Source organism: Bartonella rhinolophi, assembly GCF_036576165.1.
In the GTDB taxonomy this organism is placed as follows: domain Bacteria; phylum Pseudomonadota; class Alphaproteobacteria; order Rhizobiales; family Rhizobiaceae; genus Bartonella.
Genome location: NZ_JBAFWY010000001.1, coordinates 532439 through 543030 on the forward strand (window position 1 = coordinate 532439; position 10592 = coordinate 543030).

General features: G+C 40.6%; 9 protein-coding genes, 1 tRNA gene and 1 other RNA gene. 3 read left to right on the forward strand and 8 right to left on the reverse strand.

Annotated features, from left to right (window positions below):
- Nucleotides 1–115: 115 nt before the first annotated feature.
- Nucleotides 116–190: transfer RNA gene (locus V5N67_RS02160), tRNA-Thr, on the reverse strand.
- 164 nt (nucleotides 191–354) lie between these two features.
- On the opposite strand from V5N67_RS02160, the gene V5N67_RS02165 reads away from it, so the two are divergent.
- The 3 genes from V5N67_RS02165 to V5N67_RS02175 all read left to right on the forward strand — a co-directional run bounded on the left by V5N67_RS02165 (nucleotide 355) and on the right by V5N67_RS02175 (nucleotide 2387).
- A complete protein-coding gene (locus V5N67_RS02165; RefSeq protein WP_332060225.1) occupies nucleotides 355–507 on the forward strand; it encodes a hypothetical protein in 153 nt (50 codons plus the stop codon).
- Between the two features lie 131 nt (nucleotides 508–638).
- Nucleotides 639–1934 (forward strand): UDP-N-acetylglucosamine 1-carboxyvinyltransferase, encoded by a 1296-nt coding sequence (gene murA / locus V5N67_RS02170; protein WP_332060227.1) that lies wholly within the window; start codon nucleotides 639–641, stop codon nucleotides 1932–1934.
- A gap of 279 nt (nucleotides 1935–2213) precedes the next feature.
- Complete coding sequence (locus V5N67_RS02175; RefSeq protein ID WP_332060228.1) at nucleotides 2214–2387, forward strand: hypothetical protein; 174 nt, start codon at nucleotides 2214–2216, stop codon at nucleotides 2385–2387.
- A 20-nt stretch (nucleotides 2388–2407) separates the two neighbouring features.
- On the opposite strand, the gene V5N67_RS02180 is transcribed toward V5N67_RS02175, so the two are convergent.
- From V5N67_RS02180 to purE, 7 genes are all read right to left on the reverse strand, one after another.
- Nucleotides 2408–3244 (reverse strand): TIGR00282 family metallophosphoesterase, encoded by an 837-nt coding sequence (locus tag V5N67_RS02180; RefSeq protein WP_332060230.1) that lies wholly within the window; start codon nucleotides 3242–3244, stop codon nucleotides 2408–2410.
- A gap of 3 nt (nucleotides 3245–3247) precedes the next feature.
- Nucleotides 3248–3871, reverse strand: coding sequence for a 5-formyltetrahydrofolate cyclo-ligase (locus V5N67_RS02185; RefSeq protein WP_332060231.1), 624 nt, complete (start codon nucleotides 3869–3871; stop codon nucleotides 3248–3250).
- Between the two features lie 553 nt (nucleotides 3872–4424).
- A non-coding RNA gene (gene ssrS / locus V5N67_RS02190) (6S RNA) lies at nucleotides 4425–4584 on the reverse strand.
- Nucleotides 4585–4724: 140 nt separating this feature from the next.
- A complete protein-coding gene (locus V5N67_RS02195) occupies nucleotides 4725–5495 on the reverse strand; it encodes a tetratricopeptide repeat protein (RefSeq protein ID WP_332060233.1) in 771 nt (256 codons plus the stop codon).
- A 101-nt stretch (nucleotides 5496–5596) separates the two neighbouring features.
- Entirely contained in the window at nucleotides 5597–5722 is a 126-nt protein-coding gene (gene ykgO, locus V5N67_RS02200) for a type B 50S ribosomal protein L36 (protein WP_013545486.1), read from the reverse strand.
- Between the two features lie 1585 nt (nucleotides 5723–7307).
- Nucleotides 7308–8504 carry a 5-(carboxyamino)imidazole ribonucleotide synthase gene (locus V5N67_RS02205; RefSeq protein ID WP_442879225.1) on the reverse strand — a complete coding sequence of 399 codons (1197 nt, stop codon included), beginning with the start codon at nucleotides 8502–8504 and terminating at the stop codon, nucleotides 7308–7310.
- Between the two features lie 256 nt (nucleotides 8505–8760).
- Nucleotides 8761–9258 carry a 5-(carboxyamino)imidazole ribonucleotide mutase gene (purE, locus tag V5N67_RS02210; RefSeq protein ID WP_332060238.1) on the reverse strand — a complete coding sequence of 166 codons (498 nt, stop codon included), beginning with the start codon at nucleotides 9256–9258 and terminating at the stop codon, nucleotides 8761–8763.
- Between the last annotated feature and the right edge of the window lie 1334 nt (nucleotides 9259–10592).

Sequence of the window (10592 nt, forward strand, 5' to 3'; positions counted from 1 at the left end):
CAAAGCGTGGGAGGGTTGCATGCAGAGTGGGGAGTGTTTGGATAAAGGGGTAAAGAGACTGAAAAAAAGCAAAAAGCCAATGCAGAACTGAAGGTGCAAAAAATTTTCCAAATAATGGTGCTGCGAGAGAGGATTGAACTCTCGACCTCTCCCTTACCAAGGGAGTGCTCTACCACTGAGCTACCGCAGCAGTTTTCAATCTGTGCGCTGCCTTTTGCCATATTGTCGTAAAATAGGCAAGAGAGCATTTGTGCATTCTTGCAAGAAAATCCTTCTTGTGTCATGACATAAGTTCTTTACATTAACAGCAATGCGTTGCTTAAAGACGCTCAAGACTGCTCAAAAGGTTGCGCAATGACACAAATATCTCAAAATCAAAAAGATGAAAAAAATAGTCATCAAGATGAAAAGGAAAAAAAACGTCAAGAAAGATTGGCAAAGCAATTACGCGAAAATTTGAAACGACGAAAAGAACAAAGTCGGAAAAGAGCACAAACAGAAAATTAAAAAACTGATATTTACGGCATTTTTGCAACCAACTTTTGTATGGTACGTTTTAAAAATCATTGTCAAAGAATAGCTTCCCAAAGAGTCAAAATCTTTGGAAGAGGAAACTCAAAGGGAAAGAGTGGAAAATTATGGATTCTATTCAAATCGTTGGTGGAAAAAAACTTAAAGGAACTATTCCGATCTCAGGAGCAAAAAATGCTGCATTGCCTCTTATGGTTGCTTCTTTGCTCACACAAGAGCCCTTCATTTTAGACAATGTGCCCCATCTTGCTGATGTTGAACTGTTAATTCGTATCCTCAATAATCATGGGGTTGGATATGCAGTTGAAGGACAAAAAGCGCATCTTGATAGTGAAAATTCAAGGACAATCCATTTTACTGCGCAAAATATAACCACAACATGTGCACCCTACGAACTGGTTAAAAAAATGCGTGCAAGCTTTTGGGTGATCGGCCCACTCCTCGCACGGTGTAGAGAAGCCTATGTCTCTCTGCCTGGAGGATGCGCTATTGGAACAAGACCCGTCGATTTTATCCTTGAAGGACTCAAAACTTTAGGGGCACATATTGCTATCGAAAATGGATATGTTCATGCAAAAGCTCCAAAAGGATTGAAAGGTGCTCACTACCGTTTCCCTAAAGTTACTGTTGGTGGAACCCATGTGATGCTTATGGCAGCAGTTACTGCAAACGGAAAAACCGTCCTTGAAAATGCTGCTTGTGAACCAGAGGTCACAAACCTTATTCAAGCTCTTAACGCTATGGGGGCAAAAATAGTTGGGGAGGGAACATCAACGCTTACCATCGAAGGTGTAAAAGAGCTCAGTGGTGCAAGAATACGGGTCATCGCTGATCGAATCGAAGCTGGAACTTATGCAATGGCTGTGGCAATGACGGGTGGAGATGTTTTGCTGAAAAATGCCAATTCTCGTCATCTCACACAAGTGTTGAAAGTTCTCCAAAAAACTGGACTCGATATCGAAATAAAACCACAAGGAATCCACGTAAAACGAGACAAACAACAAACAAAGATAATGCCTGTGGATATTAAAACAGGACCTTATCCCGACTTTCCAACCGATCTGCAAGCGCAATTCATGGCTTTGATGACACGTGCTCATGGAACTGCACGTGTCACCGAAACAATTTTCGAAAATCGTTTCATGCATGTTCAGGAACTTACACGTTTGGGAGCGAATATAAAACTCAATGGACAAACTGCAACCATTTTGGGAACAGAGCATTTGCAGGGTGCACCTGTGATGGCAACCGATTTGCGTGCTTCCGTCTCTCTTGTGATTGCTGCACTGGCAGCAAAAGGAGAAACAGTCATCAATCGCGTCTATCATCTTGATCGTGGCTTCGAACGATTGGAAGAAAAATTAGCACAGTGTGGTGCAAAAATTCAGCGTATAACAACATAACCCTTCGAAGGAATCATACCTCTTTAAGAGGGTAGCTTTGCTTGAGGAAGGACATCCCCCGAAGAGGGTGAAAGGGAGCTCTGCTTGAGGGAAGAAGTCCTCTGAAGGAGGTGAAGGGAGCTCTGCTTGAGGAAGGAAGTCCTCTGAAGGAGGTGAAGGGAGCTTTGCTTGAGGAAGGACATCCCCCGAAGAGGGTGAAAGGGAGCTCTGCTTGAGGGAAGAAGTCCTCTGAAGGAGGTGAAGGGAGCTCTGCTTGAGGAAGGAAGTCTTCTGAAGGAGGTGAAGGGAGCTTTGCTTGAGGAAGGAAGTCTTCTGAAGGAGGTGAAGGGAGCTTTGCTTGAGGGAGGAAGTCTTCTGAAGGAGGTGAAGGGAGCTTTGCTTGAGGAAGGAAGTCTTCTGAAGGAGGTGAAGGGAGCTTTGCTTGAGGAAGGAAGTTCTTCCCGAAGGGGCTGAAGGAGAGGGGTGAGAAAGAGTCACCAAAAATCTGGAATTTCAGGCTTTAAACGTGGACCAAGGCGCACTGCCGAAACCTTTTCCGCTAAACCCGTTCGATCTGAAAGTTCAACTGCTAAACCGCAAAGTGTGGCAGGACCATGCGCAGGCTCATAACGATTTTGCCTTTTCTTATAAAGAAAACGGTGTAACGGTTCTTCCTTATCCATCCCAAGAGATGAGTTGTAGTCGCCACACATCCCCGCATCCGACAAATATGCACTTCCACCCTCTAAAATTTGTGCATCAGCCGTGGGAGTGTGCGTGTGCGTCCCTACAATAACGCTGACACGTCCATCAAGAAAATGCCCAAAACATTGTTTCTCACTCGTCGTTTCTGCATGAAAGTCAAAAATAATCGCGTCTGCTTGCTCCATCAAAGAGCAGGCTGACAAAATCTTTTCAGCCGTTTCAAACGAATCATCTGCTTTGCATGGCATAAAAACATTCCCCAAAATATTCGCAACAAGAACACGTCCTCCATTCTTGGCTGTAAAAATACCCGAACCTCTCCCTGGGGTGCCTTGGGGAAAATTGGCTGGACGCAAAAAACGATCATTCTCATACGCATATTGTAACGCTTCCTTGCAGCCAAAAGCATGATTGCCCGTTGTTACAACGTCAGCTCCTGCTGCTAAAAGGTCTTGATATGTCTCTTGTGTAATGCCAAAGCCATTGGATGCGTTTTCACCATTCACTACAACAAAATCAAGTTGCCATTTCTCAATGAGATGTGGAAGTTGTTGAAAAACCGCATTGCAGCCCGTCGCTCCGACTATGTCACCTAAAAATAAAAATCGCATAAGCGCTTTAATCATACTTTAACGCTCTAAGAAACCTTTTTCTGTGAAAATTCCTTGTACAGTTAAATCATGCTGCGTGGGAGGAATCGACACAACTTCTTGACAGGAAAAACCTAAACCCAATAAATGAATTTGGTGCCCTTGTTTTTTAAGAGATGCAACAGTGCGATCATAATATCCCCCTCCATAACCAAGGCGGTGGCATTGATTGTCAAATGCTGAAAGTGGAACTATAATAAAATTGGGGACAACAATGCTACTGTCTGAATTGGGGCCCATTGTACCAAAGCGCATCGGCTCTAACACTGTGCTTTTTGAAAATGCACGAAAAACCATCGTGGTTGAATCAAGAATTGCTGGCAATGCTAAACTGCCACCCCGTGACACTATAAAATCAAACAAAGGACGAGGGTCTATTTCCGATTTGATGGGCAAATAACCTGACAAAATCATTTGCGAAAAATCTTCCCCTCTTTGCTCAAGATAGTGTATCAAGTGAGAACAGGCGTGGTGCGAAAAAAGCACACGATTTTGTACTGAAAGCGCGTCGCGGTGAGATAAGCCAAGTTTGCGCAAATGTGATCGAACCAAAGAAGCGGATTGTAAATATTGGGTACTTTGTGCTCTTGTTTGGTCAACCATTATGTAAATTTCTATAAATTGTTATAAATCGCTCAATTACGTTAAACAAGGTAGCACAAACTGCTACAAATTCCCACAAGTCTGGTAAAAAATCATAAAGATTCATGCAATGTAAAAAAATGAATCAAAGGAAAAGATGATATTACGGTGCAGGTGCAATGCTGTCGCGTAAAAATGCTGTCGTATAAAGAAGAGCATAATGCTCTCTACGGTGTTGCGATATTGGGGTATAGTTTATAGCATTGCTAAGTAGTGGGTGTGAAAGCGTGTGTGAAAAAGGCAGGAACAAGAGGTGTGTTCTGTGTAAACAGCAAATAATTTTTCCCCAATTGTGCCGATTATTCTCTTTGTGAAAAAATGGTGATTCGCAACAGCCGATGGAAAAGATTGATCCCGAGAAAGTGGGTTGGCGCCATATGAAAAAGCTCATGAGCTTTGTGCGGATGTGAGATTGCAAGTGCGTGTGTGAAAAAGGCAAAAACAAGGGGTGTGTTCTGTGCAAACAGCAAACAATTTTTCCCCAATTGTGCCGATTATTCTCTTTGTGAAAAAATGGTGATCCGCAACAGCCGATGGAAAAGATTGATCCCGAGAACCTACTCAGTAGGTGGGCGCCATATGAAAAAGCCCACGAGCCTTCTCAGGGACAGCTCCCTTGGAAATCAATAAGGTCTCAGGAATGTGTTATTTCCTGTCGAGAAGCGCAGAACACCACTCCTTATTATAAGTCAGTTTGAGGTCTTCGGCTAGATATAAAATGCTTTCAAGAATAATCTGAAAGAAAAAGATTTTTAGGGAAAATCTCTTATGGAAATCTTAAGGAACAGTTTTTACTCAGAAAAAGCTTCTTCATTCAAAGAGCTTGCGAGGCTTGCTTTTCTAGCAATATCTCAATGCGTTTTTGAAGCCTTTGCATTTGGGGGTAATAATGGAGACCCATTTCATAAGCTTTGATAGCAAGTTGTGGGCGCTCCGTCATTTCCATGATAATCCCAAGCTCAAAAAATGTTATGTAATTGCGTGGCTCAAGTGTTATGGCGTGATTAAGATCAAACATGGCAAGTTTAAAATCACTCAGTTGAATATGAATCCAAGCACGTCTGACCCAAGCTGCTGCGTAAGTGGGAAAAAGCGCAAGAGCATTATCAATATAATCAAGGGCAAGACCATAATTATGAGCGTTGATAGCATTTTCAGCCCATGACATCAAAAGATCAATAGTATCACTGCCCGATTGTAACCATAAATGTTGAAGCCGTTGATTAATAATTTTTGCTTCATTGACGTTGGCACACAGTTTTAGTTCTTTGAGCAAGCGTAAAATTTCCGCTTCTTTACGTTGCGCAGCTCTATGAGAAAGGGGAGAATGCGTTGTCTCAAACTCTTCAAATGTGGTTGTGCTTGAATGAGGGGCAGCAGGAGCTGAAGAAGGAGGACCAAGTATCAGCTCATCTGAAGGTAAAAGCGATTGGAGAGAGGGGTCTTCAAGGGGAAGAGAAGGAGGACTTTTTCCATACCCAAGAGACAGTAAACAAAAACTGCTTACAAAAATAACCAAAAAACTTTGTCGAAGAATAAAAAAGCTTCGCAATCGCAAAGCTTTTAACAAGACAAAAAAACCCATAAAAATGAGTCTCCAAAAGATAAATTATCCAAAACTTTCAAGAAACTAAAAAACTTAATGCCCGCAAAAAGCAGGCACAAAAAACATGAGCCTTGATGCACTCAGCCTTGACGTGCTCTAAAGCGCGGATTGGTTTTATTCAGGATGTAAATACGACCTTTACGACGCACCAAACGGTTGTTACGGTGGCGTTCCTTCAGTGCTTTAAGCGAATTCTTAATTTTCATTATACTCACCGTCCATATACACTAACGTGACTTAAAAATCTGTAACTTTATTCTCACAATTACAATGCTATAACTCAAATACCATATATTACAATATTAATATCACGATTAATATTACAATATTGTTATATTATGATATTGCGACTGCATTATAACATCGCATCACACTTGATTCATCATGATGATAAAATGTATCCTGAAAAAGAAAAACATTTATACAATTTCAGCGTTACGAACAAGTGAAAATTGCAAAAAAATCTACGGCATTCTTAACAAGAAGTCTTATTCTTGTCAAGCGATCATCCCTTACAAATTCCCTCTAGAGCTGAACTCTCTTTACCTTTTGGGGGCTTCTTTAAAAAGATGCGTTTTGAAGAGAGGATATCACAGAGGACTGCTCTTAAATTTAAGAAAGCTCTCTTCAAAAGGAGTATTCGTCGTAACAAGGTTCTTACTTCAATATTTTTGTTTCTTTCGTGCTATTGTTGAGAACAGCATTGTCGTGTGATCGTGGGTTGTGTCCTTAAGGGGAAGAGGGGGGAGGCATTCGTATTTAAATGAACATTTTGTCAAATTGTCAAAGAGGATTTTCATACCAGAAAGTCGAAAAAATGCAAAAAAGCGCAAAAAAAGCGCAAAAATTGAAATTTGCTAGCAAAAAAGAGAGAGGGTTTTGAAGCGTCTTTGAAGCTTTTTAAAAAAGCCTTTGAAAATCTAAAAAACTACTTTTGAGAATCTTTGAAAAAAGCAAACAAAGAGTGAAGCCAGCTGCAAAAACAGCTAAAAATTACTAAAAAAGAGATTTTTACCTCTTGGTGATTATTTATTTTATCGGAAATTTATTGATATAAATTAAAGCATGAAATGACTTTTTTATGTAAAGAGATCTTCATATTTATTTTTTATTTTCGATGACTTTAAGCTATATTTTGGTTGTTTCTCAATGCGCTTTTTTAGCTTTAATTTGACGCTTTAAATGGAGTTTGAAAAGTGACAAAGGTGGCTCTCAGCTCTCTGCCTATCATTGATGTTTTTAAGCCCAAGTTTTTGCAGCTTTTCATAAAGTTTTGCTGCTAATTTCGCATCTTTAGGGGGGATTTGTGCATCGCAATAGGTGGTGTAAGCTACCATATTTCAGCTTTTTCATAAGATGAGAAGGAAGAGCTGGCAGTTTGAAATTTTCTGCTTTTGCCGTATCTCATAAATATTTTATCTTCACTCATCACAAACCAGTCTTATGAAACATCACATATTTCTTGATAGTGAGAAAGCAGAGGCGGTGAGTTCACTTGTCCCAGTTTTATAAATTTTTATCGATCTAGCGGTTGTATCAAGATGCTTTGCAAATTGCTTGTGCTTTGTAAATCTAAGAGTGCGTTGCATTTCATGGAATCAGTTTTGCTCATTCTGTTTTTTATTCTGCTTCTAAACGTACCAAAAAAATTACCTCAAAACCAATAAGCGCTTTGGCAAAAATATTTTGCACAAGAGCGTTTGGAAAAGTACTCCTGAAAAAAAATGATCTAAAATGCTTTGTGTTTATATTTCTTTCATGCGTATGATAATATTTTGCTGAAATATATTTCTACTCCAAGTTATTGTTCAGACCTGAAGAGGGGCCTGTTAATTTGATGACATGCCCCATTTTGCGCGTTGGTTGAATGGAGCTTTTGCCGTATAAATGTACGGATGTGTGCTCTTGTGTAAGAAAATATTTGAAATCATTGAGATTGTTGCCAAGAAGATTGGTCATTTCGCAATTGCTATGGCGGTATGTGCTGCCCAAAGGAAGATCACAAATGGCACGAATGTGCTGCTCAAATTGTGATGTTATACAAGCCTTTTGTGTCCAATGGCCAGAGTTGTGCACGCGAGGGGCTAATTCATTTACTAAAAGATTGCCATCCGTTAATACAAAAAACTCAACGCAAAGAACACCAACATAATTTAAGGCATCCATAATTGTGACACTTATTTCTTGTGCGGCTTTTTGTACGGTAAGTGGAGTGCGTGATGGGACAAAGGATTTATGGAGAATACCATTTTTATGTTGATTTTCAGGGCAGTCATAAAAAATATGCTCCCCTTGGGGGGTGCGTGCCGCAAGAACCGAAATTTCCAATAAAAAGGGAACAATTGCCTCTAAAATCGATGGTTGATTCTGAAAAGCCGTAAGGGTTTCATGGATGGTTTGTTCATTCGGATGATTCAGCATGATCTGATTTTTTCCGTCATAACCAAAACGACGCATCTTCAAAAGACCACGACCACCTAATGCAGAAAGCCCTGAAATAAGAGAAGAGGGGTTGTCAACAGCATACCACGATGCTGTTTGAATGTTTTGGGCGTTCAAAAATTGCTTCTCGAATAACCGATCTTGTGTAATTTTTAACACATTGGAAGAGGGGTAAACATGTTTGGATTTTTCTACATATTGAACCATTGGAAGTGAAAGATTCTCAAATTCATAAGTTACTATGTCGCACAGCGATATAAAGCGGTCTAATGCCGAGCTATCGTCATAGGAAGCAACAATGTGCCCGTTAGATGTTTGGGCAGCGGGACAATCTGCTTCAGGGCAGAAAATAATCGTTCGATACCCTAGTTCTGCAGCAGCTATTGCTAACATGCGCGCTAACTGTCCTCCCCCTATTAAACCGATGACGCTGCCCGCAGGCAACATTTTAGAGGAAGAAAAAGAAGAAGATCTATTGGATGGGGCAGAGGTGTGAGGTGAGGTAGACATGGTAGGTGGGGTGGAAGTGTGAGGTGAGATAGACATGGTGGGTGGGGTGGAAGTGTGAGATGAGGTAGCTATGGTGGGTGGGGTGGAAGTGTGAGGTGAGGTAGACATGGTGGGTGGGGCAGAGGTGTGAGGTGAGGTAGCTATGGTGGGTGGGGTGGAAGTGTGAGATGAGGTAGCTATGGTGGGTGGGGTAGAGGTGTGAGGTGAGGTAGCTATGGTGGGTGAGGTGAAAGTGTGAGGTGAGGTGGAGGTATTGCGTGCAGAAAAAATGTTAGAAAACTGTGTCATCTTATTAAATCTCAGTTGTAGGCGTTTGTGCGATACTGGCTGTTTGTTGTTGACGCCAATCTTGTAAACGCTGTGCTAAATCATCATCATAAACTGCCATAACCGCTGCAGCTAAAAGCGCTGCGTTAATAGCACCTGATTTGCCTATTGCTAGTGTTCCAACTGGTATTCCTGCTGGCATTTGCACAATAGAAAGCAAAGAGTCTTGACCAGATAAAGATTGTGATTGTACTGGAACACCAAAAACGGGAAGAGGAGTGAGAGCAGCTAACATACCTGGAAGATGTGCTGCGCCTCCAGCGCCAGCAATCAATATCTTAAAACCTGCTGCTTTCGCACCTTTTGCAAATTGATAAAGGCGTTCAGGTGTCCGGTGTGCCGAAATAATATGCGATATATGAGAAATGCCAAGGCAGCTTAAAATATCTGCGCTATGGCGCATCGTTTGCCAATCGGATTGGCTGCCCATTAAAATCGCTACGTCACATGATTGTTTAGTCATTGCACATCCTTTTCAAGTGTTTAATGCGATTCTTTATCCTTATTTTTTAAAGTCTTATATCCTTTTTGCAAAGTCAATTGATTACAGAATAACAGCTTTTTCTATAGATCATGAAACAGCTTAAACAAATACAGTACAAATGAGAACCCTATGGCGTATTTTGTTGACACGTCCTTTGAATATGCTGGGAGGGCTTATAACCAAAATGTCCCCATTTCTTTAAATCATTATTTACGCTTTTGCGATTAAACGAAAACTGAAACTTTGATCGAGTGCGTTGATATTTTAAACATCTTGATAGGACACCATGGGACACATTTGGATATTCCGTTTGGCTGCTAGATGGAGGATTTTTCTATCTGCATGACTGTCTCTCAAGATCAAGGAGCAAAAATTTAAGCTTAAGCTAGAGGCAAAAATCATTGAAAAAATCATTGATAATAACAAAAATCTATTCTTGAATTTTATTGTGTAAGCAAAGCTTGGAGATGGCAGTTAAGAGATTTATGATGTGGTCTCGTTCAAAGTGCATGAGAAGCTCTTTTGTGAATATTTGTTAAAAGGGGAAGGTTTGTAACTGTGGTGCGCTTGCCTTAAGTGTAAACGATAAGAGGGATAAAGTGTATAAAAATGGTCGTGAAGCTTCTTTTTGTGGCAAGCGTATTTTGTTGCAGAAAATACTTTTTATAGAAAAAATCTTGAAAATTTAAGTGTGGTTAAGCTTTTTAAATGTGCAAATCTTGATGAAAAAAACTTCAATGAAATGTGTTTGTTTCAGACACATGGATGTGGGAAGTGTTTTTATGGAATGATGATAAAAATAAATTTGAAAATTAAAGCCGAAATTTGCCTTCCTTCGTGTCAGAATCAGTGCTGCTTAAAGTACAACAATTGTTGAAGTAGGTTTCGTGTGCAAGTGAGGAAAAAGCTTCCTTATTTTGCTTTTCGTCAGATTGTTTTGTGTGAGCGAAAAGGATTGTTAGAGTCCAGAAAAATTGAAAAAGAAACCAGAGAAGAGATAAAAATTAGGGGAATAACTTATCGGAAAAGTGAAAATGCAAAAGATATTATTGGAAGAATCTAGAGCTATGGACAAATAATAAATCCTCTTGTTTGGCTCAAATATCTTTTATCTTGACACATGTTTTCCATCTTGACACAGTTTTAACTGTTCATTGAAAAGGACTTCAAAGCTGGAGGCTGGCTGTCAAAGCTGGAGGCTGGCTGTCAAAGCTGGAGGCTGGCTGTCAAAGCTGGAGGCTGGCTGTCAAAGCTGGAGGCTGGCTGTCAAAGCTGGAGGCTGGCTGTCAAAGCTGGAGGCTGGCTGTCAAAGC

What these genes read in the sequence shown, in the direction of transcription:
- purE (WP_332060238.1), bottom strand. Translation starts at nt 9,258, where the DNA reads ATGACTAAACAATCATGTGACGTAGCGATTTTAATGGGCAGCCAATCC.
- ykgO (WP_013545486.1), bottom strand. Translation starts at nt 5,722, where the DNA reads ATGAAAATTAAGAATTCGCTTAAAGCACTGAAGGAACGCCACCGTAAC.
- V5N67_RS02180 (WP_332060230.1), bottom strand. Translation starts at nt 3,244, where the DNA reads ATGATTAAAGCGCTTATGCGATTTTTATTTTTAGGTGACATAGTCGGA.
- V5N67_RS02205 (WP_442879225.1), bottom strand. Translation starts at nt 8,504, where the DNA reads ATGTCTATCTCACCTCACACTTCCACCCCACCTACCATGTCTACCTCA.
- V5N67_RS02165 (WP_332060225.1), top strand. Translation starts at nt 355, where the DNA reads ATGACACAAATATCTCAAAATCAAAAAGATGAAAAAAATAGTCATCAA.
- murA (WP_332060227.1), top strand. Translation starts at nt 639, where the DNA reads ATGGATTCTATTCAAATCGTTGGTGGAAAAAAACTTAAAGGAACTATT.
- V5N67_RS02185 (WP_332060231.1), bottom strand. Translation starts at nt 3,871, where the DNA reads ATGGTTGACCAAACAAGAGCACAAAGTACCCAATATTTACAATCCGCT.
- V5N67_RS02195 (WP_332060233.1), bottom strand. Translation starts at nt 5,495, where the DNA reads ATGGGTTTTTTTGTCTTGTTAAAAGCTTTGCGATTGCGAAGCTTTTTT.